24 protein-coding genes are annotated in these 21,580 nt (G+C 68.9%); 12 read left to right on the top strand and 12 right to left on the bottom strand.

Features of this window, described 5'->3' with window-relative positions; all coding sequences use genetic code 11:
• Position 1: 1 nt before the first annotated feature.
• Together J3476_RS15760 and J3476_RS15755 are read right to left on the bottom strand one after the other, a co-directional pair.
• On the bottom strand, positions 2–706 hold the full coding sequence (locus tag J3476_RS15760) for a CPBP family intramembrane glutamic endopeptidase (RefSeq protein WP_207067358.1): 705 nt from the start codon (positions 704–706) through the stop codon (positions 2–4).
• Between the two features lie 20 nt (positions 707–726).
• A complete protein-coding gene (locus J3476_RS15755; protein WP_286183194.1) occupies positions 727–1,314 on the bottom strand; it encodes a YdcF family protein in 588 nt (195 codons plus the stop codon).
• A gap of 122 nt (positions 1,315–1,436) precedes the next feature.
• Between J3476_RS15755 and J3476_RS15750 the strand changes: the two genes are divergently transcribed.
• Complete coding sequence (locus J3476_RS15750) at positions 1,437–1,964, top strand: hypothetical protein (protein ID WP_207067380.1); 528 nt, start codon at positions 1,437–1,439, stop codon at positions 1,962–1,964.
• A 5-nt stretch (positions 1,965–1,969) separates the two neighbouring features.
• Here the strand turns inward: J3476_RS15750 and J3476_RS15745 are convergent, their stop codons facing one another.
• Positions 1,970–2,404 (bottom strand): MOSC domain-containing protein, encoded by a 435-nt coding sequence (locus J3476_RS15745; protein ID WP_207067356.1) that lies wholly within the window; start codon positions 2,402–2,404, stop codon positions 1,970–1,972.
• 191 nt (positions 2,405–2,595) lie between these two features.
• Between J3476_RS15745 and J3476_RS15740 the strand changes: the two genes are divergently transcribed.
• Positions 2,596–4,101, top strand: a complete 1,506-nt coding sequence (locus J3476_RS15740) for a hypothetical protein (RefSeq protein ID WP_207067355.1) — start codon at positions 2,596–2,598, stop codon at positions 4,099–4,101.
• Between the two features lie 14 nt (positions 4,102–4,115).
• Here the strand turns inward: J3476_RS15740 and J3476_RS15735 are convergent, their stop codons facing one another.
• Positions 4,116–4,868 carry an alpha/beta fold hydrolase gene (locus tag J3476_RS15735; protein WP_207067354.1) on the bottom strand — a complete coding sequence of 251 codons (753 nt, stop codon included), beginning with the start codon at positions 4,866–4,868 and terminating at the stop codon, positions 4,116–4,118.
• Between the two features lie 67 nt (positions 4,869–4,935).
• Here J3476_RS15735 and J3476_RS15730 point away from each other — a divergent pair, with 67 nt between their 5' ends.
• Entirely contained in the window at positions 4,936–5,826 is an 891-nt protein-coding gene (locus tag J3476_RS15730; protein WP_207067353.1) for a TIGR03854 family LLM class F420-dependent oxidoreductase, read from the top strand.
• On the opposite strand, the gene J3476_RS15725 is transcribed toward J3476_RS15730, so the two are convergent.
• Positions 5,806–7,386 carry a class I adenylate-forming enzyme family protein gene (locus tag J3476_RS15725; RefSeq protein WP_286183190.1) on the bottom strand — a complete coding sequence of 527 codons (1,581 nt, stop codon included), beginning with the start codon at positions 7,384–7,386 and terminating at the stop codon, positions 5,806–5,808. The two genes, J3476_RS15730 and J3476_RS15725, sit on opposite strands and share 21 nt — an antisense overlap.
• A gap of 204 nt (positions 7,387–7,590) precedes the next feature.
• On the opposite strand from J3476_RS15725, the gene J3476_RS15720 reads away from it, so the two are divergent.
• The gene (locus J3476_RS15720; protein WP_207067351.1) at positions 7,591–8,103 is read left to right on the top strand and encodes a DinB family protein; all 513 of its coding nucleotides are present in this window, start codon (positions 7,591–7,593) and stop codon (positions 8,101–8,103) included.
• 242 nt (positions 8,104–8,345) lie between these two features.
• A complete protein-coding gene (locus tag J3476_RS15715) occupies positions 8,346–8,741 on the top strand; it encodes a DUF4267 domain-containing protein (protein WP_207067350.1) in 396 nt (131 codons plus the stop codon).
• On the opposite strand, the gene J3476_RS15710 is transcribed toward J3476_RS15715, so the two are convergent.
• A complete protein-coding gene (locus J3476_RS15710) occupies positions 8,724–9,269 on the bottom strand; it encodes a bifunctional 2-polyprenyl-6-hydroxyphenol methylase/3-demethylubiquinol 3-O-methyltransferase UbiG (protein ID WP_207067349.1) in 546 nt (181 codons plus the stop codon). The genes J3476_RS15715 and J3476_RS15710 overlap by 18 nt on opposite strands.
• Positions 9,270–9,279: 10 nt before the next feature.
• Positions 9,280–9,618 (bottom strand): DUF3253 domain-containing protein, encoded by a 339-nt coding sequence (locus J3476_RS15705; RefSeq protein ID WP_286183186.1) that lies wholly within the window; start codon positions 9,616–9,618, stop codon positions 9,280–9,282.
• A gap of 141 nt (positions 9,619–9,759) precedes the next feature.
• Here J3476_RS15705 and J3476_RS15700 point away from each other — a divergent pair, with 141 nt between their 5' ends.
• Positions 9,760–10,047 carry a hypothetical protein gene (locus J3476_RS15700; RefSeq protein ID WP_152517439.1) on the top strand — a complete coding sequence of 96 codons (288 nt, stop codon included), beginning with the start codon at positions 9,760–9,762 and terminating at the stop codon, positions 10,045–10,047.
• 60 nt (positions 10,048–10,107) lie between these two features.
• Here J3476_RS15700 and J3476_RS15695 read toward each other — a convergent pair whose 3' ends face one another.
• Entirely contained in the window at positions 10,108–11,067 is a 960-nt protein-coding gene (locus J3476_RS15695; RefSeq protein ID WP_207067348.1) for an alpha/beta hydrolase family protein, read from the bottom strand.
• 182 nt (positions 11,068–11,249) lie between these two features.
• On the opposite strand from J3476_RS15695, the gene J3476_RS15690 reads away from it, so the two are divergent.
• From J3476_RS15690 to J3476_RS15675, 4 genes are all read left to right on the top strand, one after another.
• Positions 11,250–12,578, top strand: coding sequence for an NAD(P)/FAD-dependent oxidoreductase (locus tag J3476_RS15690; RefSeq protein WP_373889072.1), 1,329 nt, complete (start codon positions 11,250–11,252; stop codon positions 12,576–12,578).
• An 88-nt stretch (positions 12,579–12,666) separates the two neighbouring features.
• A complete protein-coding gene (locus J3476_RS15685) occupies positions 12,667–12,954 on the top strand; it encodes a putative quinol monooxygenase (RefSeq protein ID WP_207067347.1) in 288 nt (95 codons plus the stop codon).
• 103 nt (positions 12,955–13,057) lie between these two features.
• Positions 13,058–13,882: a nitroreductase gene (locus J3476_RS15680; protein WP_286183182.1), complete on the top strand. Its 825-nt coding sequence runs from the start codon at positions 13,058–13,060 to the stop codon at positions 13,880–13,882.
• A 116-nt stretch (positions 13,883–13,998) separates the two neighbouring features.
• Positions 13,999–15,234: an osmoprotectant NAGGN system M42 family peptidase gene (locus J3476_RS15675; protein ID WP_207067345.1), complete on the top strand. Its 1,236-nt coding sequence runs from the start codon at positions 13,999–14,001 to the stop codon at positions 15,232–15,234.
• A gap of 71 nt (positions 15,235–15,305) precedes the next feature.
• Here the strand turns inward: J3476_RS15675 and J3476_RS15670 are convergent, their stop codons facing one another.
• Complete coding sequence (locus J3476_RS15670) at positions 15,306–16,010, bottom strand: FadR/GntR family transcriptional regulator (RefSeq protein WP_207067344.1); 705 nt, start codon at positions 16,008–16,010, stop codon at positions 15,306–15,308.
• 126 nt (positions 16,011–16,136) lie between these two features.
• Between J3476_RS15670 and J3476_RS15665 the strand changes: the two genes are divergently transcribed.
• Both J3476_RS15665 and J3476_RS15660 read left to right on the top strand, forming a co-directional pair.
• Positions 16,137–16,637, top strand: a complete 501-nt coding sequence (locus J3476_RS15665) for a gluconokinase (RefSeq protein WP_207067343.1) — start codon at positions 16,137–16,139, stop codon at positions 16,635–16,637.
• A gap of 83 nt (positions 16,638–16,720) precedes the next feature.
• Positions 16,721–18,208, top strand: a complete 1,488-nt coding sequence (locus tag J3476_RS15660) for a GntP family permease (RefSeq protein ID WP_207067342.1) — start codon at positions 16,721–16,723, stop codon at positions 18,206–18,208.
• An 18-nt stretch (positions 18,209–18,226) separates the two neighbouring features.
• Here J3476_RS15660 and J3476_RS15655 read toward each other — a convergent pair whose 3' ends face one another.
• The 3 genes from J3476_RS15655 to J3476_RS15645 form a co-directional block, all read right to left on the bottom strand.
• Positions 18,227–18,589, bottom strand: coding sequence for an RNA-binding S4 domain-containing protein (locus tag J3476_RS15655; RefSeq protein ID WP_163675919.1), 363 nt, complete (start codon positions 18,587–18,589; stop codon positions 18,227–18,229).
• A 93-nt stretch (positions 18,590–18,682) separates the two neighbouring features.
• The gene (locus J3476_RS15650) at positions 18,683–20,551 is read right to left on the bottom strand and encodes a serine/threonine-protein kinase (RefSeq protein WP_207067341.1); all 1,869 of its coding nucleotides are present in this window, start codon (positions 20,549–20,551) and stop codon (positions 18,683–18,685) included.
• A gap of 45 nt (positions 20,552–20,596) precedes the next feature.
• Positions 20,597–21,580 (bottom strand): alpha/beta hydrolase fold domain-containing protein, encoded by a 984-nt coding sequence (locus J3476_RS15645; RefSeq protein WP_207067340.1) that lies wholly within the window; start codon positions 21,578–21,580, stop codon positions 20,597–20,599.

The raw sequence follows: 21,580 nt of genomic DNA, 5'->3' as shown, positions 1-21,580 counted from the left end.
CTCAGGCAGCAGGTACCGAGCCGGCCACACTGAACATGAGCGCAAGACCCGGCAGAAGATTCGTCACCTGGTGCGCGACGATGCTGGCGCTGAGATTCGCGGTGTACAGCCGCGCCAGCCCGATCGGGATCGCGACGACCAACAGCAGAGGCACACGGGTCAACTCGAGGTGCGCGACGGCGAACACCACGGTGGTGGCGGCGAATGCGGTCCAGCGTCCCCACCGTTGGTCCACCGCGCCCCAGAGCAGGCCACGGTAGACGATCTCTTCACAGACCGGCGCGACGAACACGACGGCCGCGAAGACGACGAGGGCCCACGCCCAGGTGCTCTGCACGTTGCCGAACACCTCGCCGGCGGCACTGTTGGCGCCCTCACCGACCACCCACACCCACAGAGACGCGGCGGGAATCGTGACCAGCAGCCCCAGCCCACCGAACAGCAATCCGAGACCCGCAGCGCGCCAGGACCACTGCAGCGCGAGGTCCGCTCGCGGTCCGTTTCCCCTCACCACGGTGACCGTTACGGCCACGGTCGCGGCCAACAGCGACGGCACCAGAGTCGCCGCCACGGCCGTGGGCACCGGATCCAGGCTCGTGCCGATCAGGAAGACGGCGAATCCGATCGCCGTCGCCAAATAGACCAGTTCGACGAGCACGAAGGCACCCAGCCCCCACCGGTGCCTGCGCTGCGGTTGTGTGTCCACACCGGCGACGCTAACGCGCGCTAGGTGATGGTGATGAACGGGCTGATGACGTCGCGCACGAGTTGGGCGATGTTGGTTGACGGGTCGCCGTCGGGAAAACTGACGGTGGCCAGCACGTTTGCGCCTGCGTCGGCGAAGTTGCCGTCCGCGCGGTTCTGGTGCGTCGAGGAAGTCACCAGGATGATCCCCGTGGTGCCCGCCTGTTCGGCGAGCGGAACCGAGAACGCCGCGTTCTGCACCGTGCTGTTGGCCCGGTCCTCGACGATGATGCGCTCTTCCGGGAAGCCCAGCACGCGCAGCATCTTTCGCATCTGCCCGGCCTCGGTGTTGCCGCCACGGGGGTTGCCGCCCGTGACGATCACGGGGGACTGGGGGAAGAACTGCGCGACAGTCAGACCGGTCAGCACGCGCCTGCGCAGGATCGCGCGCATGGTGCCGTTGTCGTTGAGCCCGTAGCCGAGGATGACCACGGCAGGCCGGGAGAAGTCCTTGGTGGGAGGGGGTGCCGCAGCCGCCACAGGCGGGGAGAACCCTTCGACGAGAAGGCCGGCGCAGAGCAGGAGCGCGGCGCACGCTGCTGCAGCCCGACCGAAACGCTGTCGCTTCATCGTTCGTTTCATCGTCGCCGCGCGCCGGGTCATTACAACCCGGTCTCGAAAGCCCAACGATGTGGCGATCGGTGCGCCCTGCGCTTCGCGCGCCCGGTGCGGGCCGTGTACTGCTGGTGGTGATGTCTGCTCACCGCGCAACCACCGCAACGGCGGCGCTGACCGCCGCCTGCTTGTCGCTGCTCTGCACGGTTGTACCGACGGCACACGCGGCACCCGACGCCGACAGTCAGGGCTATGTCGACTCGACTGCGCGCTGCGCGGCCCCGGCGAGCGTGGTCGTGTTCGGCAGCACCGGCAGTTCCCGGGTCGCGATCTGTCGCGATTCCGACGGCGAGTATCAATACCGGGGCGTACGGGTGCGCGACGGGGCGCGGCTCATCCTGCCCGCGCAGAGCGCCGGGGATGGCGAGTACACCGCCGACAACGACGGCATCGAGTATTCGGTGACGTCGAGCGCGCTTGTCATCAGCTCGGGCGGTGAGGTCATGCGCAGAGAGCCGATGCTGGACTTCCATTCGTCCGGGGTGGCCTCGTCTCCGAAGTCGCCTGGGGCGGGCCCCCAGCAAGCGACGCCCACGCCGACGACACCGCTTCCGCCTCCGCTGCCGGCGGAAGCGGGGGCCGACGACGGGTCCGCCGGCAGCTGACCCGATCAGCTCGGCGCGATGGCCACGTCATCGCCGAGCTGAATCCGTCCGGAGCTCAGAACCCGTAACACCGAGCCGGCCCGGCCCCGGAGTGCGGCTGCCGCGCCCGCACCGATGCCGTCGTCGAGCAGCCGGCAGGGCGCCGACACGCGCACCACCTCGAGTTCGACCTCGCCGACGCGCAGGCGCGTGCCCGGTGCGGTCGGGATCATGCCGGCGTCGACCGTGAGGTTGCGCCTTGTCAGTCCGGCGTCGACGGGGCCGCCCAGCTCTTCGGCGGCCGCGTCGAGCAACTCCTGAGACTGGATGGTGACGTGGCGGTGCCGGGTGCCGTGGTAGCGATCTCCGATCAAGCCCTTGCCGGCTTCGGCGTCAACGGCGTCGAACGCGCGCATCGGAATTCGACGGCCCGGTGAGATGTGGATGGCGACGATTCGCACGACGGGGCAGTCTATTGCCGACCGCCGGAACCGGCCAATTCTTTGCTGCACGCAAGTACTGGATTAACTGACGCGCTCGTCAGCAAATGAACTGATGACGAAAATTTCATCCGATGGGCTGGACATCAGGTCACGATACGGATACGTTTCGAGCGGTCGGGGACTCGGACAGCAACACGGAAGGGTCCGTCATGCCCACAGCACGTTCCTATGTCACAGCCGGCGCCGCGCTGGTCGGAGCCGGCGTCATCACCGCGACACCGATCACCACACCGAACCTCGGCGAGAGTACTGCCCGGTGGGATGTGGCACTGGCGGCCGCCACGCAGAGCTGCGCCGGAGAGAATGCCGGCGCGCTGTGCACACAGCCCGAAGCGCCCACCGCGCCGACTCCGTTCGCCGCAACACAAGACGCCACCAACGTCTTCAATATTCCGGCGAATCTTTTTATCGCTCTTGCTAATACGCCGTTCAACTTCTTCACCGCACTGGGCGAGGGCAACGTTCAACTCGGATCCGACCCCGAGGGCGACTTCGACTTCCAACCGACCTACGAAGGGGTGACACTCACCCAACCCGACGGCAGCGTGCCCGGTCTGGGACGCAACCTTCGCTACACCGGTAGCTGGTGGCTCTACAGCCAGACCAACATCCTCGGCACCGACCCCGCAGATCCCTCGCGCTACCAGGCGATCACCAACATCCTGATCCCGTTCCCCGAGCTCGCGGTGCCGCTGGGCAACATCGTGGCAACCGTCGCCGCCTCCCAACTTCCCATGGCCACCGGGTGCACCGGAACCGGCCCCGGCGCCTGCGATGACCCAGCCGACATTCTCAGCAAAATGTTCAATGTTAGTGCTATCCCCGCGCTGTTTTCGCCGGAGGGCTACACGTTCCCGGAGACGCGCGCGGGCATCACCTGCGACGAGAGCGGCCAGTGCTATGTCAAGGACGAGGACGGGCCCGAGGTGCCGTGGTCGGGTCAGACCGTCAGACTCGACGCCACCGAACCGTTCACCAACTTCTACGACAGCCTCACCGGCACACCGGACTACTCCGCGATCAAGCCGCTGACCGCTGAACTGGTGGTCAGCAGCCTGATCAGCCTCGGCACGGGGCTGAACACCGCGTTCAATCCCTTCGTCCTCGGGACGCAGTGCACCGTGTGCGCGCCGTTCGTACCCAATCCCGACAACGAGCCCGTGCCGGGTCCGGTGTTCGAGGATCCCGATGTCGACGAGCCGGCCGTCGACAGCGTTGCCGCGGAGTCGGTCGCAGCCGCGCCGCAGGATGTCGTCGACGAGGTCGTGACGCCATCGGCTCCGGCACCGACCACCGAAACCGACGACGCCGGCACCGTTGAGGATGCTGACATCGTCGAGGAGCCGGAGGTGACCGAGGACGCCGACGAGCCCGCTTCGAGCGGGCCCAAGCACCGCAAGCCCAGCTCAGCAGGCCAGACGCTGAGGCAGGTGCGGGACAGCATCAGCTCGTCGTTCTCGAAGGTCACCGACAGCTTCGGCAAGCGCGATGCAGAGGCGGGCGATTCGGACAGCTCGGCCGGAAAGTCGTCCGACGGCGACGCCGGTTCCGGCAAGGACTCCGGTTCCGGCAAGGACTCCGGCTCTCGCAGCGACTCCGGTTCCGGCAGCGACTCCGGTTCCGGCAGCGACTCGGGTTCCGGCAGCGACGACTGACGGCTGGCGGCCGCTCACAGGTAGGGGTCGGCCCAGGCGCTGATGATCCGCGCAGCGCGCGCCGCCTGGTTCTTGCCGGTCAGCAGATGGTCCGCGCCCTCCAGCGAGATGAAGCTGCGAGGGTGGCGGGCCGTCTGGAAGATGTGGCTGGCATTGTCGATGCCGACGGTGTTGTCGGTCGGGGAGTGCATGACCAGCAGGGGCCGGCGCAGGGTTTCGATGCGGTCGCGCAGATCGGCGGTGCGGACGTCCTCGACGAAGTGGCGGCGCAGGGTCAAAGCCTTACCCCCGATCGTCAGCTCTGCTTCGCCCTCGGATTCGATGCGGTGGACCAGCGTGTCGTAGATGTGCTCGATGTGCGACGGCTGGCACGGTGCACCGACGCTGACCACCGCGGCGACGGTGGGGCACTCGTGCGCGGCCGCCAGCACCGCCGACCCGCCGAACGAATGACCGACCAGCAGTCGGACCTCACGTCCGGATTCGTTCATGAACTGCACGGCGCGCACCGTGTCGGCGACCTTGTGTGAGAACGAACCGTCACCCCAGTCGCCGGCGGACTGCCCGAGGCCCAGGGCGTCGAAGCGCAGCATTCCGATGCCCTCGCTGGCCAGTTGCTTGCAGATTCGGCTGGCCGCAGGACTGTCCTTGCCCAGCGTGAACCCGTGTACGAAGACCCCCCACCCGCGGCACTCGCCCTCGGGTTGGTCGATCAGGCCCGCCAGGGCGGGTCCGCTGCTGCTGGGGAACGTGATGCGCTCTGCCACGCGCACCATCCTGTCACCGCTCACGCGGGCACAGCACGCATAGGGCGCATCGCTACGGTGGATAGTCGTGAAGATCCGCTTCGGGGTGGGGCTGGGGCCCGAGACCGCCACGCAGGACCTCCCCGGCATCGTCGACCGCCTGGAGGCAGCGGAAGTGGACTCACTGTGGTTCTCCGAGATCGTCTACTCGCAGGCGGTCGACCCCGTCATCGGGATGGCGTTCGCGCTGCCGCGCACAACGGAACTGAAGGTCGGCACCTCGGTGGCGGTGCTGCCGGGCCGCCACCCGGTCCTGGTGGCCAAGCAGCTGGCTTCACTGGCCGCGCTGGCGCCCAAACGGGTGCTCCCGGTGTTCGGTCTGCGCTCGGCACTGCCCGCCGAACGCGACTTGTTCCCCGTTCCGGCCGGCCGTCGCGGTGCGGTGTTCGACGAGGCGTTGACCCTGCTCCGTGCCGCACTCGACCCGGACGCTACGGATCCGGTCGCCTTTCGCGGCACCTATCACGATGTACGTGACGTGCGGATTCTCCCCAAAACCGCCGCACCGCTGGACATCTGGCTCGGCGGCGCGTCAGCCGCAGGGTACCGCCGGGTCGGGACGCACGGCGACGGGTGGCTGGGCAGCTTCCTCACCCCCGAGGAGACCGCTGATGCGCACACTCAGATCGTCGCTGCGGCCGGCGAAGCCGGCCGCAGCATCCCTGCCGATCACTACGGCATCAACCTCGCCGTGGGCACCGGTACGCTGCCGGCGGCCGTTGCGGACTCGGTGCGCAGACGACGCCCGGACCTGCGGCCGACGGACCTGGTCGCCGAGGACTGGCCTGCCCTGCATGCACAACTCGACGGCTACCTCGCAGCCGGGCTGACGAAGTTCGTGATCAGACCGGCCGGCCCAGTCGACATGCCGCGCTTCCTCGACGAGTTCGTCCGTGAGCTACTGCCCCGACAGAACTGAGCCGACTACCCAGTCCCGCAGAGCTTTTCGGTTCAATTTACCGCTGGGCAGCGTGGGAATCTGCGCGCTGGACACCGGGATCCACCGAGTGGGCACCTTGTAGGGGGACAACACGTCACGGGCACGACGAGCCAGGGCTTCGAGGTCCAACTGGGCAGTGCCACCAACCACGACCGCGCACACTTCCTCACCTCGCTCGGGATGGTGCACCCCGACCACCACGCACTGCGCCACCCCGTCGAATTCCCCGATCACGGCCTCGACTTCGAGCGGGGAGACGTTGGCCCCCGAGGTCTTGATGAGCTCGGTGCTACGCCCGACATAGAACAGCCGCGGATCGCCGGTGCGGCGGTAGACCCGGTCTCCGGTGTGGTACCACCCGTCCGCGTCGAAGGTCTCCCACCGTTCTTTCTTGTTGTATCCGGCCATCACGCCGATGCCGCGAACCAGCAGTTCTCCGACCACACCGTCGGCGACCGGGGTACCCCCGTCGTCGACCACCGCGATGTCGGTGTAGGCGAAGCCGCCCGCTGTCTCGGACATGGTGCGGTGCACCGGATATCCGTCGGGCACATCGGTCATCGCGATGTCGAGTGGACCGTGACGCAGCATCGGCGCCGACGACAGATCACGGCCGGCGAAGCTGGGATGCTCGCGCATCCGCTGGGTGAACGCCGGCCAACCCACGATGCCGGTGGCCCGTTCGGCCTCGGCGAGGTCCAGGGCGACACCCGCATCGAGCCGGGGCATCAGCAGCAACGTCACCGCCTCGTGCATCGCACCCATGACGGCCAACACGCCACCGATCCAGAACAACGGCATGGCACAGACGATCACCGGTGGATCCTGCGACCCGGTGACGGCCCGGATGGCGGCCGGCCACGTCGAGGTCTGCCGCACCAGGGTTCCGTGGGTGTGCAGAACGCCCTTCGGATCCGCGGTCGATCCCGACGTGTGCACCATGATGGCCAGGTCGGCGGCGGATACCTCGGCCTCGGCCGAAGCCAGCACGTCAGCGCCGACCCGGTCGTCGCCGTCGTCGGTGTCGTCGGCGCCGTCGTCGGTGTCGTCGGCGCACCGGGACGCCCAGGCGACACGGGCGCCGGAGGTGAGCGCGATGCGCCGCAGAAACGGTGCAGCCGGCAGCGACAGCCGGTCCGCCCGCTGATCGGCGAGGCCGGGGAATGCCGCCTCCAAACGCGCGGCGACGTCGATGTCCAGCACCCGGGCCGGCGCGACGAGCAGTCCGACGTCGGCCAGCCTGACCACCTTGGCCAGCTCGGCGGGCCGGTACATGGTGCTCAGCGGGACCGCGACCGCGCCGATGCGCGACGCCGCCAGCCACCAGATGATCCACTCGATGTCGTTGGCGAAGAACAACCCGACCCGGGTCCCCTTACCGACGCCGAGAGCCAACATCCACCGGGCCAGTTCCGCGGAGCGCTGTTCGGCCTGACAGTAGGTCAGTCGGCCGGTCGGGCTGATCGCATAGATCCGGTCACCGTGATCGGCGACGGCGCGCGCGAGCAGACCCGGAATGGTCAACGGTGTATCGGGCACGACTCCGATCATCTCCGATGAGTCCCGTCATCTGAAGCAGCTCCGGAAACGGCTGTGCTCGCATCCGAAGGCCGCGCTCATCTGGTGAGGCTGCGTTGTATCCGACGGCCGCGCTCGTCTGGAACGGTTGCGCTCGTCCGGAATCGGGTCCCTCATCTCGAACGGCTTGCGAACGGGTGAGAACAGGGTGCGATGATCGCGGCCATGGAAATCGGCGAGCGCGAGACACCACCGTTCAACGGCGACGAACGCACCACGCTGACAGCGTGGTTGGACTTCCAGCGCCGCACGCTGCTGCTCAAGTGCGACGGCCTGGACGACACGACGTTGCGCACCGCATCGGCACCACCGTCATCGTTGACGCTGCAGGGACTGGTGCAGCACCTGGCCGAGGTGGAACGGAATTGGTTTCAGCGGGTGATGGGCCGGCGGGACGCGCCGCCGATCTACGGCCCGGCGCCGGCCCCCGGCGGGCATGACGGCGGCTTCGAGCTGTCCGAGCAGGTGTCGTTCGCGGATGCGGTGCAACGATGGCGGGCTGAGGTCGACACCGCGCACACCATCTGCGCGGATCACGAACTCGACGACGTGGTTCCGTTCATGGGCACCGAGGTCTCCGTGCGCTGGATCTACCTCCACATGATCGGTGAGTACGCCCGGCACAACGGTCACGCCGACATCCTTCGCGAACGTCTTGACGGCGTGACGGGGATCTGACCCACAGGCCGGCGCCGCGGGACTGGCGCAGGATCTGGGATCGGCGCCTGTTCGAGCACCACAGCCGATTCCATCGGGTCGCGGTGATGCCGGACAAGGGCCGGGCCGCTCACGCACTACTTGCCTTCGCCTGGACGGTGCCGGGGAGTTCAAGCTCGAGGAAGTCGAGCGGGCCGCCGCGCTGACATCCACCCGGACTGATTTCGCTACGGGGCACCGGCGCCCTCGGTAGGGTTCGCGGCATGGCGGTGGACGGTGCGGCGTTGGCAGCGGGCGCAATTCGCTTGGCGTCGGGGGTGTCGTTCCTCGTCGATCCGCTGCGGGCCAATCGGTGGTGGGGTGACCCGGACGAACCGCCGCCCACGGCGCGGCTGTTGCTGCGATCGATGGGATACCGCGACGCGTTGATCGGTGCCATGTTGCTCGCGAGCGCGGTACGCGGACGCGACACCCGCGGGTGGTTTCTGGCTTCGGGCGGCGCGGATGCGTCAGATCTGCTGGGCGGGTGGAGCGTGCACGATCAGCTGAGACCATCGCAGAAACTCATCGGGCTCGGTGGCGCGGTCGTCGGGATCGGGGTGGGGTTGTGGGGCGCGACCCGGCCTCCTGCCGCGCGGTCCTCACCGACGGGCGAGTAACCAGGCCTGTCCGTGTGTTTCGGCGCACGCGATCACCTCGAGCGCACCGAACGCGTCGGTGAGTTCACCGGCGTGAGCGCGAAACGGTCCCGGTACGGCACCGACCTCGCTCAACGCGCTGACCGCGAGAAGGCCGCCGGGCGCAAGCCGCGCCACGAGAGCCGCGTCCAGCCGTCGATCGCGGAACATGCTGCACAACAGCACATCGACGAGCCCTCCGGCGGGCAGTCCGGCGTCGAGGTCCATCGCGTCGAAGCGACAGCGCGCGGTGACGCCGCAGCGGCGGGCGAGGTCGCGTGCGGCCCGCACCGCGACGGGCGAGACGTCGACGCCGTGGACCGTCATGCCGCGCCGCGCGAGCCATACCGCGCCGGCGCCGCGGCCGCATGCGACGTCGAGTGCGTTCCCGGCCCGCGGAAACACGTCGGCATACGGACGGAAGGCCGCGGGCAGGTCGACGTCCGCCTCGTCGACGGGGTCGCGGTCTGCATGACGCTGGTCCCAGCGGACTCGGTCTTGCTCGGACATGTCTGCGCGGTCAGCCGGTGATCCGGATCCGGATCGGCCCGCGCCAGTCGTCGTTCGGATCGACCACGCTGCCGCGCTGGGTGATCTCGACGACGCCGGCGGCCGCGAGCCGCCGGGCGGTCGCACGGGTGTCGTCCATCAGTTCGCGCCACCGGTCCCCGCCGACACTGCGGGCCACGTCCGACGGACAAGTGCTGCTGGTCCGCCCGCGATGGGCAGCCAGCGCCCTCATGGCCGCCTCGAGCCGCTGACACATCGGGCCGTCGGACAGGGCGACCAGCGCATCCTCGGACACGGTCCCGCGGGAGTCGGCGGCCCGCCGCAGCTCGGCGCGCGATGTCTGGCTCACCGTTTCAGTAGACGCCATCACATTGTTACGCGCATCACCGTTGGCCGGGGACGGGTTTACCCGATCGTGATTCGGGCTAGAACTCCGCACGTACGCACCCGACAGCGGGTCAGACCGAACCCAGGAATGGAGTTCACGACGATGAAGTTCACCAAGGTTCTCGCAAGCGCAGCTGTTCTGGGCGGCCTCACCGCGGGCGCCGTCGGCGGCATCGCCACCGCGACCGCCGAGCCCGCCCCGTGGCCGAACATGCCTGCCCAGCCTGCTCCTCCCATGCCGCCGCCGGGCCCCAACACCGGTGAGCCGCCCGCGTGGGCGCCGCCGATGCCGGTGCCGCCGGCCTGGGCCGCCGGTAATCCGCAGGTCTGGGACGAGGGCTGGCAGCACTGGGGCGTGTGGATGAACGGCGTGTTCATCCCGACCTACTGATTCTGCCGTCGACACGAGACCGGGGCGCGATCACCGATCGCGCCCCGGTTTTCGTTTGGGTCAGACGCCCAGCGTGCGCTGGATGTCCGGCTTCATCGCGACCAGCTGCGATCCCCAGTACCCCCAGCCGTGGGTGCCGTTGGCCGGGAAGTTGAACACCGCGTTGCTACCACCGGCGGCCTGGTATTGCGCCTGGAAGTTCTTGTTGCTGTCCAGGGTGATGGCCTCCAGCAGCTGTCCGGGCACGTCGCCGCCGCCGCCCAGCTCTCCGGGCCGGCCGGTTCCGCAGTACACCCAGACCCGGGTGCCGTTGGCCACCAGGCGACCGACGTTGACCGTCGGATCGTTGCGAACCCACGCCGGGCCTCCGCCGGGCCCCCACATCGCGGTCGAACTGAAACCGCCCGCGTCCCGCATGGCGATGCTCACCAGCAGCGGCCACACGCCGTCGGACAGGTTGAGGTAACCAGACAGCGACGCGGCGAAACGGAACTGGCCGGGGTGATAGGCGGCCAGGATCAGCGCCGCGCTCCCTGACATCGACAAGCCGACGACCGCGTTGCCGGTCGGGGACACCCCTTTGTTCGCCGCGAGATATGCCGGCAGCTCCGAGGTCAGGAACGTCTCCCACTGATAGGAGTAGGTCTGCCCGTTGCCGACCGCAGGACTCTGCCAGTTGGTGTAGAAGCTCGACATGCCACCGACGGGCATCACCACCGACAGACCGGACTCGAAGTAGTTCTCGAAGGCGGCGGTCTCGATGTCCCAGCCGCTGTTGTCGTCACGGGCGCGCAGCCCGTCGAGCAGGTAGACCGCGTGCGGGCCACCGCCCTGGAATTTGACCGGGATGTCTCGGCCCATCGCCGCCGACGGCACCATCAGTGTCTCGACCGGCAGCCCCGCGCGGGAGTACGCCCCCGCGGTGGCCGAGCCGCCCACGATGGTGATCAGACCGGGCAGCAGAAGTGCTGCCAGGGCGCCGGCGAGCAGTCGGCGCCACGAGTTGTACCAGAACGTCATTCGCAATTGTCATCCTCGTCAGGCGCGCCGTGCGCGCCGCATGGGAAAGGGAGCAGGTCCGGCCGCCTCAAGACCGCCGGGCGGGATGCCGACTGCTTCGCATCCATCGCATCGGTTACTTCGTCATGTGACGATTCGCCGTTACCGGTGCGCCGGATCTGCGGCCCGATAGCCTCCTGATCGTGAGCGACGAGCGCACCAAGGTCCTGATCATCGGCGGCGGATTCGGCGGATTGTTCTGCGCGCGACGGCTCGGCCGCGCCGAGGTCGACGTGACGCTGCTCGACAAGTCCGCAGGCCACCTGTTCCAGCCGCTGCTGTACCAGTGCGCCACCGGCATGCTCAGCATCGGCCACATCAGCCGTCCGCTGCGGGAGGAGATGGCCCGCCACCGCAATGTCACGGTTCTTCTCGGCGAGGCCGTCGACCTGGATCCCGACGCCCGCCGGGTGACGGCTCGCCGACCCGACGATTCGACGTTCCTGATCGACTACGACGTGTTGGTCGTCGCGGCAGGCATGCAGCAGTCCTACTTCGGCAACGAACACTTCGCGCAGTGGGCGCCCGGCATGAAGACCCTCGACGACGCGCTGTGCATCCGCCAGCGGCTCTTCGCCGCGTTCGAGATCGCCGAGACGCTGCCGCCGGGGCCGGACCGGGACGCCTGGCTGACCTTCGCCGTGTCGGGCGGCGGCCCGACGGGTGTCGAGCTCGCCGGACAGATCCGCGAAGTCGCGACCCGCACGTTGGCACACGAGTTCCACAGCATCGACCCCGAAGATGCCCGGGTGCTGCTGTTCGACGGTGGGGACCGGGTTCTCAAGAGCTTCGCTCCGTCATTGTCGGCCAAGGCCACAGAAACGCTGACGTCGCTGGGCGTCCAACTCCATCTCGGGGTGCATGTCACCGACGTCGACGGCGACGGGGTGACCGTCACCCCGAAGAGCGGCGCAGCGGTGCAGCGGTACCGGGCTCGCACCGTGCTGTGGACCGCCGGGGTCGAGGCGGTGCCGTTCGCGCACCGGGTCGCCGCCGCCCTCGGGGCGGGCGCCGACCGCTGTGGACGGATCGCGGTCGGACCCGACCTGTCGGTGCCCGGACACCCGGAGGTGTTCGTGATCGGCGATCTCGTCGGACGCGACGACCTTCCCGGCGTGGCCGAGAACGCCATGCAGGGTGGTCTGCACGCCGCCGCCTGCATCCGCGCTGACCTGATCGGTCGTCCCCGACGGCCTTACCGGTACCGCGACCTGGGGTCGGCGGCGTACATCAGCCGGGGCAACGCTCTGCTTCAGGTGGGGCCGATCAGGTTGGCGGGACTCTCCGGCTGGCTGGCGTGGGGACTCATCCACATCGCGGTGCTGACGGGAGTGAGCAACCGCGTCAGTACCGTCGCCACCTGGCTGGCCACGATCGCGCGCGCCAGCCGCTACCACCGGGCGTTCATGCTCGAAGGCGACAGAGGCCAAGGCGGCCGGTTCACGTGGTCGCGACCGGACGAGACCCCCTGAGCGCGGCACGCCCACGCCCCCCCGCGATGAACGACGACCGCACCGCGGGTCTACAGGGCGACAGATCGACCACCGAAAGGAGCCTTCGATGCTCATCGTCGCAGGACACCTCACCGTCGCGGCGACCCAGCGGGAGGCCTACCTGGCCGGGTGCGAGGGTGTCGTCGAACAGGCGCGCCGGACGCCCGGCTGCCTGGATTTCGCGATCAGCGCCGACCGGGTCGACCCGCAGCGGATCAACGTCTTCGAACGGTGGTCGAGCCGGGCAGACCTCGATGCCTTTCGCGGCGACGGACCCGACGACGCTATGAGCGCGGCACTGGTGGCCGCCGAGATGGCCGAATACCACGGCGCAACGGAGCGGTCGCTGACCTGAGCTGATCTTGAGTGACGGTAGTACCGATTAATGTGGATGTCCGCACGGAAGTTCAGTCGTCGACGAGGGGACACATTTGGCGGGCGCTCATCCTGATCGCGCGGTGCTCGAAGCCGTCCTGGATCTGGCGGCCCGCGCCCCCTCCCCACGGAACAGTCAGCCGTGGCGGTGGCAGGTCGACGGTGCAGGTCTGCATCTGCACGCGGACTGGAGTCGCGCAGTCGCTGATTCCGGTGCCGGCCGGCGCGACGTCCTGATCAGCTGCGGCGCGGTACTGGACCACTGCGCCGTCGCGCTGGCCGCGGAAGGTTGGCGCCCTCACGTGCGCCGCTTTCCGATGCCGGACGACCCGGGACACATCGCCCTGTTCGAGGTGATCGAACACCCAGCGCAGCCCGGTCATCACGAGTTGGCCGCCGCAATCGGCAGCCGGCGTTCCGATCGCCGCGAGTTTCCCGAAGCCCGGCTGCCCGCGGGCACGCTGGAGTTGCTGAGTGTGCACGCGGCGCGTCGTGGCGTCGACTTCGCCGTCGTTCCGCGCACCCGATGGGTGCGGGATGAGCACGGGGAGATGGCGCTTCGGTTCACCGGTGGAGCCGTCGGCGGACGAAGCGGTCCAGACGGTGCGGATGGCGCGGTGCTGCTCGCGTTGGGCACCGCGGGTGACGACGAGATCGACCGGGTGCGTGCTGGTGAGACCCTGAGCCACCTGCTGCTGGCCGCCACCGCGCTGGGGTTGGCGAGCTGCGCCCTGACCGACCCGCTGCACGACGGACGGAATCGACTGGCTCTCGGCTGTGAAGTGTTCGACGGCGAGTCCTACCCGCAGGTCCTGATCCGGGTCGGCACGGCCCCCGAGACCCCCCAGGCCCCGGGCACGTCTGATCGTCGGTCGCTGCAGCAAACCACCACGTGGACCCACCACTGACGGCTAGGGTGCCGGTGCGGGGGTGGTATCGAACCCCGCACGCGTGACGCATCGGCTTCGAGCCCGAACCACGCCCGTGTCGCGCCGCCCGGACGCCCACAATCGAAGGGGACGCCGTGAGCCAGCCGCCCGCGATGCCTGACGCCGAACGCACCTGGATGATCGACACCTTGCTGGCGCTGCTGCAGACGCCGAGCCCCACCGGACGCACCGACGCGGTGATGCAGCTCATCGGCGAGATGTTCGACGACATAGGCATTCCGTTTTCGCTGACGAGGCGGGGTGCCCTGATTGCGGAGCTGCCAGGGGAGTCACCCGCGGTCGACCGCGCGATCGTGGTTCATGCCGACACGGTCGGCGCCATGGTCAGTCGACTCAAGGACAACGGGCGGCTGGGTCTGATCTCGGTGGGGACGTTCTCCGCGCGGTTCGCTGCGGGCGCGCGGGTGCGAATCCTGTGCGACGAGTCGAGCGAGTTCATCACCGGAACGATCCTGCCGCTGAAGGCCAGCGGGCATGCTTTCGGCGACGCGGTCGACACCCAGCCGACCGATTGGGACCACATCGAGGTGCGCGTCGATCGCCGGGTGTCTTCACCCGACGATCTGCGTCGGCTGGGAATCCAGGTCGGCGACTTCGTGGCTCTGATGGCCGGCCCCGAGCTCACCCACGACGGTTTCGTCGTCTCCCGCCATCTCGACGACCAGGCCGGCGTCGCGGTGGCCCTCACCCTGGCCAAGCACGTCGCCGACCACGGTCTGAGGTTGCCGCACCGCACTGCGCTGATGATCACCATCGCCGAAGAAGTCGGATCCGGAGCCAGCTCCGGCCTGCCCTCCGGCATCGCGGAAATGATCACCGTGGACAACGCCGTCTGTGCCCCCGGGCTGCAGTCACGTGAGGACGCCGTCACCGTCTTGATGGCCGACCTACACGGCCCCTACGACTACCACCTGTCCCGGCAGCTGTGCCGACTGGCCGATGAGCACGGTATCCGTAGTGTCCGAGACGTCTTCCGGTTCTACCGATCTGACGCCGCAGCGGCTATCGAGGCGGGGGCCAGCACCCGCGCCGCACTGGTCGGTCCCGGCGTCGACGGCAGCCACGGCTGGGAGCGCACCCACCTGGATTCGCTGGCGGCGACCTATGCGTTGTTGCGGGCGTGGTTGCTCACCCCGCTCACGTTCGGCGACTGGGACGCGCACCCGTCCGGCCAACTGCGCGACTTCCCCTCGTCCCGCCAGCCCGCACCGAGCGAGCGGTGGGTGCCGCTGTCACGAGGCGACGACACCGGACCCGGCCCGGTGTCGGCCGGCAGGTCCTGGCCGCATCAGCCGGACGGTGCGCGCTGAGCGCTGGCCGTTACCGATCAGGAGAACCCATCGGCCACCGCCGATCAGCAGATGTCGTCGGCCACCGCCGGTCAGGAGAATTCGTCGGCCACCGCCGACGCCGCTTCATCGATGATCGCGCGCATCGCGAGTTCGGCTGCCGCCTCGTCGCCGGTCCTGATCGCGCGGGCGACCTCGTCGTGCAACGCGATCGCCGCAGGATTCGGTGACGAGGGCATCATCCCGTGATGGGTGCGACCGCTGAGCACCTCGTCCACGACACCGGTCAGCGCCCGGAACATCTCGTTTCCGCTCGCCGCCAGAAGCGTCCGGTGGAACAGCCGGTCGGCGAGCAGGTACGCCTCGAGGTCGCCGGAGCGTCCGTGCATGACCATGTCGGACGCCGCGGCCGCCATCGTGCGGCACTGGTCCGGGGTGGCCCGGCGCGCAGCCAGCGCCGCCGCGGCGGGCTCGAAACCGCGCCGTAGCTCCGATAGGGACACCAGCTGGGCCGCCCGGTCTCCAGAGTCGACACGCCATCGAATGAGCCTGGGGTCGAACACATTCCAGTTCTCAGCCGGCAGGATGGTGATTCCTACGCGGCGGCGCGATTCCACCATGCGCATCGACTCGAGCACCCGCACCGCCTCGCGCGCGACGCTTCGGGAGACCCGGTACCGCGCGCTCACAGCTTCGAGGGTGAAGACCTGACCGGGTGGGTACTCACCCGACACGATTGCCGATCCCAACGCAGCCAGCAAACTGCCATGGAGGGCACCGGCGGGCTGGTCGGCCATACACAGATCCTGTCATACGTTGCCCACCGACAGTTAAAACCCGCTTAATCCGGCCAAGGGGGTTGCTTTGATATGCCTATTGAGGCAAGCTGCGTGATGCTGGCCACAATCGGGTAGGTGGAGGACATGTCATCACCAATCGTCGTCATGGGCGTGTCGGGTTCGGGGAAGTCGACAGTCGGCGCCGCGCTGGCGCAACGGCTGCGCGTCCCCTTCGCCGACGCCGACGACTTCCACCCGCCGGCCAATGTCGCGAAGATGAGCTCCGGCGAACCGCTCGACGACGACGACCGCTTCCCTTGGCTGGAGGCGATCGGGGAGTGGTTGGCCGCGCATCCCGGCGGCGGCGTGATGAGCTGTTCGGCGCTCAAGCGCAAGTACCGCGACCAACTTCGCGAGCACTGCGGTGACATCGAATTCGTCCACCTGTACGGCTCCACCGAGGTGATCGGCAAGCGTCAGGCAAGCCGGCCCGGCCATTTCATGCCGCCGTCGTTGTTGGCCTCGCAGTTCAAGACCCTCGAGCCGCTGGAACCCGACGAGCGCGGCGTGACGATCGACGTCGACCAGAACATCGACGGAATCGTCGACAGCTACGTCGACGGCACCGATCAGGCCGCGCCATGATCTCGCGGGCCCCGGGCGAGGGCGTGATCGCCGGAACACAGCAAGGTCCGGGACCCACCCGGCACTGACAGTACGGAGGAATTGTGGAAGCAATCGAGCCGGCCTACGGAGCAACCACCCTGCTCCTGATTGCCGCTGGGGCAGTGGCGCTTCTGCTGTTCCTCATCATCAGGGTGAAGCTGCACGCGTTCGTCGCACTCGTTCTGGTCAGCCTCCTCACGGCGCTGGCGGCCGGAATCCCCGTCGCCGACGTGCCCGAGGCACTGTCCTACGGGTTCTCCAACACCCTGGGGTCGGTGGCCCTCCTCGTGGGCTTCGGCGTCATGATCGGCCGGCTCCTCGAAATCACCGGCGGGGCACAGGTTCTGGCGGACACGCTGATCGGTCGCTTCGGCGAGAAACGCGCGCCACTGGCCATTGGCGTGGCCGCACTGTTGTTCGGTTTCCCGATCTTCTTCGACGCCGGGCTCGTGGTGTTCCTACCGATCATCATCACCGTCGCCCGCCGATTCGGCGGCTCCCTCATTCTCTACGCGTTCCCCACCGCCGGCGCCTTCGCCGCGATGCACGCGCTGGTGCCGCCACACCCCGGCCCCGTCGCCGCCGCCGAGGTGATGGGCGGCAACATCGGTCTGGCGTTGCTGGTCGGTGTGCCCGTCGCGGTGCTGTCCTGGTTCGTCGGCTCCTTCCTGGTCTCCCAGTTCATCGGCCGCCGAGTGTGGGTCGACGTTCCGACCGCGCTGTTCGGCGAGATGAACGGCGGCCGCGACGACGACAACGGCAAAGGCCGGGACGCGGACAACGGCGGCCGGGGCCGGGATGCGGACAACGGCGGCGCTGCAGGTGCCGCAGGCTCCGGCGGGGGCACGGCCACCGCCACCCGGACCGCCCCGGCGTTCGGCACCGTTCTCGGGATCCTGCTCCTGCCGTTCGTGCTGATCTCGTTCAACACCGTTCTCGACACCCTCATGGCGGCCGGCGTCCTCGAGGAGGACGCCACCTGGGCGCGGTACCTGATGCTGCTGGGCAACACCAGCGTTGCGCTGTTGATCACCGTCATCGTGGCGACTCTGGTGCTCGGGCTGCGTAACCATTCGATGGCCGACGTCAGCGGCATCTTCGACAAGGCGCTGGCACCCATCTGTGTGATCATCCTGATCACGGGAGCCGGCGGCATGTTCGGTGGCGTGCTGCGGTTGAGCGGGATCGGTGACGCGCTCAGCGATTCGCTGTCCGACCTCGGCATGTCACTGATCCTGCAGGCGTTCCTGATCTCCACGATCCTGCGCGTGGCGCAGGGCTCGGCGACAGTCGCGTTGACCACGACGTCGGGTCTGATCGCGGCGTCGGTGGCCGATGCCGGGTTGAGCGACTTCCAGATCTCGCTGCTGGTGATTGCCATCGCTGCGGGCGCCACCGTGCTCTCGCACGTCAACGACTCGGGATTCTGGTTGGTGAGCCGGTTCTTCGAGATGGATGTCAAGACCACCCTGAAGACGTGGACGGTCATGGAGACGACCTTGGGCCTGTCGGCGTTCGTCCTTGCGCTGGCCATGTGGATGGTGGCTTGACCGGACGGCGGTCACCGCTCAGCGGCGGCCGCGCCACTTGTCCAGTGCGCGGCGGTCGCGTTTGGTCGGGCGGCCCGCCCCACGCTCACGCACCCCGATCGGCGGCGCGCTGACGGGAGGCGGCGGGGGAGTCCGGTCGAGGTAGCACGTCACGGCGTCGGCGGCGCCCACCCGCTTCTGGATCACCCGCACCACTTCGACGATGCGGGTGCGCTCGCCGACCAGCGCACGCACCGTATCGCCGGGTGAGACGGCCGTCGAGGGCTTGGCCGGCTTGTCGTTGATGCGCACATGGCCGCCCCGGCACGCGGCGGCGGCGTCGGGGCGGGTCTTGGTCAGCCGGACCGCCCACAGCCAACGGTCCACCCGGGTCGACTCCATGGCCACCATTGTCCCCACCGACGAGCAGAATCCCGCCCGGAGGCGGACACCCCAATCCCACCTGGCGGCTACACGCCTGAGCGCGGGCCTCGGTCAGCCGGCCGCCTGCACCGTGATGTCGGAGATCTCGGTGCGGCTCTGTCCGTCGATCGTGCCCAGTTTCGAGATCCACACCAGAAGGTGTTCGGTGCGGGTGTCGTTGTCGACGGGGATGCGGTTCTCACCCGGCTGCAGCGGCACGTCGGAGGTCAACTCGGCGGTATCGGAGAGGCTGGCCGGATCGGTGCTGTCGGCGGCACGGATCTGCACCTCGGTACCGGTGCTGGCGACGTCGAGGGTCACCGCGTCGATTGCGGTGGGTTCAGGGAGCTGCAGCATCAATCCGATGCCCTGTTTGAACACGGGGAACGGTTCGGGGTCGACGTAGGTGTCGCTGTGCCAGGCGGTGTCGGGATTGCCGTCGATCACCAGATCGGCCTCGTCGGGATGGTCCGGCGCGCCGCCGGGCGAGAAGACGGTGGCCTGGGTGGGCTGGATGACCGGTCCCGGGCCGCGCTGCGGCGACCACAGCCCGAACCCGTGGGTCAGCACAGCGGTCAGCACCAGTGCGGCCACGGCGACCACCGCGACCGCGGCGGCGACGGCGCGTCCGCGCCGCCGTGTCGGGGACGGCGTCGGTTCGGGTTTGTTCGATCGCACCGCGAAGGGCCCCGGGGCGCGTCGCCGGCCGGACGGCGCGGAGTGGTTGAGCACCGATTCCCCGAGCAGCGTGTTGCCGTCCCACATGCCCTGCACCTCGACCACGTCGCCGTCGGCGAGTCGCCCGACGATCGACGTGCCCCGCAGTTCCACCGGGACGCGGGCGCCGAGCTGGTTGGTCTGCCCGTGCTGGTGCACCGTGAAGGTCCAGACCTCCTCGTCGTGCGGGGGCCGGGCGGGCTGTTTGCGGACGTCGGCGACGGTTCCCTGCACGGTCGTCGCGGTCAGCCGCATGGTGTGATTCGCCGGGTTGCGCTCCAGGTCGGCGGCGACGTCGAATGCCGAGGTGCTCATCAACGGGTCCTGAGGGCCTGGCGCGGGCCTGCTGGGAGACGCCGACGGAGCGGGAGCCGGCGAGTCGCTGGTTGCGTGACCGGCCAGCGCCTGGGCGAATGCTTCGCAGGTGGGGAAGCGGTTGCGGGGATCCTTGTCCAGCGCTTTCGCCATGACCGCGTCGAGGTGCGCGAGGTCGGGCCGGCGAGCCGACAGCGGCGGCGGGGGAGTCTTGAGGTGATTGCCCACCACGACCACCCGGTTGGAATGGTCGAACAGCGGCACGCCGGTGAGCAGATGATAGGCGGTCGCGGCGAGCGCATATTGGTCGGCGCGGCCGTCGATGACGTTGCTGACCAGCTGTTCGGGCGCGGCATAGGACACAGTGCCCAACGCGATGTCGACGTCGGTGAGGCCGTCGACGTCGTCGGCTTCGCGCCCGATGCCGAAATCGGTGAGCAGGATCCGGCGACGCGCGCCCTCCGAGGGGTCGGTCACCAGGATGTTGGCGGGTTTGACGTCGCGGTGCAGCAATCGACGTTCGTGCGCGAAGTCGAGGGCTTCAGCGACGGCCCCGACGATCTCGATGACGTCGTCGTAGGGCATGCCCGCCGGGTACTGGCCGGTGAGCAGCTCGCGGGCGTCAGTGCCGTCCACGTAGTCCATCGAGATCCACAACCGGCCGTCGTACTCACCGCGGTCGTGCACGCCGACGATGTGCGGATGCCACAGGGTCGCGGCCAGGTCGGCCTCACGCACGAAGCGGGCGCGGAAGCTCTCGTCGTCCGTGGCGTCCAGCGACAAGATCTTCAACGCATCGAGTCGCGGGAGCCGCGGATGCCGGGCCAGGTAGACCTCGCCCATGCCACCGGCCCCGAGCAGCCGCTGAATGGTGTAACCAGCGAAAACATCGCCGTCCTCATACGGCATGCCCACGAGCCTACAAAAGGGCACGTAGGCCGAGCCGTTGCAGCGTCACTCGGCGGTGGCGTCGTCGCGCAGCGCCTGCAGTCGCCGCACCCGGTTGTCGACCGCGTGCCGAGACACCGCTGCGGCGGGGGCCAGCATTTCGAATCCATGCGGGCACCCGGGATAGACGTGGAGTTCGGTGGCCACGCCGGCCGCCGCCAGCCGCGCGGCGTGTCCGACGATCTCGGCCCGGAAGATGTCCAGATCGCCGGTGTCGAGGTAGGTGGGCGGGAGTCCGCTCAGATCCGTCTCCCGCGCCGGCGCCGCGTAGGACGGCACGTCGGGGCCACCCGCACGATCACCGAGAAGGGCGCCCCACCCGGTGCGGTTGTCGTCGTAGGTCCACACCATGCCCTCGACGGGGATCTGCGGGTCGGGAACCGTGGTGCGGTCGTCGAGCATCGGATAGACCAACAGCTGCAGCGCCAGCGACGGGCCTCGGCGGTCACGGGCCATCAGGGCGACCGCGGCCGCCAGCGCCCCGCCGGCGCTGTCACCGACCACCGCCAGCCGAGCGGGGTCAACGCCGAGTTGCCCAGCCCGCTCGGCCAGCCACCCGAGCGCCGCGTAGCAGTCCTCGGCCGGCGTGGGGTGGGGGTGCTCGGGGGCGGCCCGGTAGTCCACCATCAGCATCGGCACCTTGCTGTGCGCCACGTAGGACCGCACGACCGCGTCGTATCCGCGGCCGGTGTGCTCGAGGTCGAGGATCATGCCGCCGCCGTGCAGATACAGCGCCGCGCCGCCGGCTGACTCCGTCAAGTCGGGCTGATACCACAGCAGCGCGAGCTCGGCGCCGTCGGCGGTGACGAGGACATCGCGCTCGACGGTGACACCCGCGACGGCGGGGTAGGCGGCGCCGATCATGTCGAAGTTCGCGGTCGCGTTGCGCCGCCGCGTCGCGATGTCGCCGACCGGTGGCGGCGTCGGATCCGGCGGCGGCGGTGCGGCCAGCATCGCGGCCAGGACCTCGGGATCGTGGACGAGCGTCAT

Source organism: Mycobacterium sp. PO1, assembly GCF_017312405.1.
In the GTDB taxonomy this organism is placed as follows: Bacteria; Actinomycetota; Actinomycetes; order Mycobacteriales; family Mycobacteriaceae; genus Mycobacterium.
This window is presented reverse-complemented; position numbering and strand designations above follow the sequence as displayed.

What these genes read in the sequence shown, in the direction of transcription:
- J3476_RS15750 (WP_207067380.1), top strand. Translation starts at nt 1,437, where the DNA reads ATGTCTGCTCACCGCGCAACCACCGCAACGGCGGCGCTGACCGCCGCC.
- J3476_RS15670 (WP_207067344.1), bottom strand. Translation starts at nt 16,010, where the DNA reads ATGGCCGACCAGCCCGCCGGTGCCCTCCATGGCAGTTTGCTGGCTGCG.
- J3476_RS15755 (WP_286183194.1), bottom strand. Translation starts at nt 1,314, where the DNA reads ATGAAGCGACAGCGTTTCGGTCGGGCTGCAGCAGCGTGCGCCGCGCTC.
- J3476_RS15740 (WP_207067355.1), top strand. Translation starts at nt 2,596, where the DNA reads ATGCCCACAGCACGTTCCTATGTCACAGCCGGCGCCGCGCTGGTCGGA.
- J3476_RS15715 (WP_207067350.1), top strand. Translation starts at nt 8,346, where the DNA reads ATGGCGGTGGACGGTGCGGCGTTGGCAGCGGGCGCAATTCGCTTGGCG.
- J3476_RS15720 (WP_207067351.1), top strand. Translation starts at nt 7,591, where the DNA reads ATGGAAATCGGCGAGCGCGAGACACCACCGTTCAACGGCGACGAACGC.
- J3476_RS15665 (WP_207067343.1), top strand. Translation starts at nt 16,137, where the DNA reads ATGTCATCACCAATCGTCGTCATGGGCGTGTCGGGTTCGGGGAAGTCG.
- J3476_RS15685 (WP_207067347.1), top strand. Translation starts at nt 12,667, where the DNA reads ATGCTCATCGTCGCAGGACACCTCACCGTCGCGGCGACCCAGCGGGAG.
- J3476_RS15655 (WP_163675919.1), bottom strand. Translation starts at nt 18,589, where the DNA reads ATGGAGTCGACCCGGGTGGACCGTTGGCTGTGGGCGGTCCGGCTGACC.
- J3476_RS15650 (WP_207067341.1), bottom strand. Translation starts at nt 20,551, where the DNA reads ATGCCGTATGAGGACGGCGATGTTTTCGCTGGTTACACCATTCAGCGG.
- J3476_RS15645 (WP_207067340.1), bottom strand. Translation starts at nt 21,580, where the DNA reads ATGACGCTCGTCCACGATCCCGAGGTCCTGGCCGCGATGCTGGCCGCA.
- J3476_RS15695 (WP_207067348.1), bottom strand. Translation starts at nt 11,067, where the DNA reads ATGACGTTCTGGTACAACTCGTGGCGCCGACTGCTCGCCGGCGCCCTG.
- J3476_RS15700 (WP_152517439.1), top strand. Translation starts at nt 9,760, where the DNA reads ATGAAGTTCACCAAGGTTCTCGCAAGCGCAGCTGTTCTGGGCGGCCTC.
- J3476_RS15710 (WP_207067349.1), bottom strand. Translation starts at nt 9,269, where the DNA reads ATGTCCGAGCAAGACCGAGTCCGCTGGGACCAGCGTCATGCAGACCGC.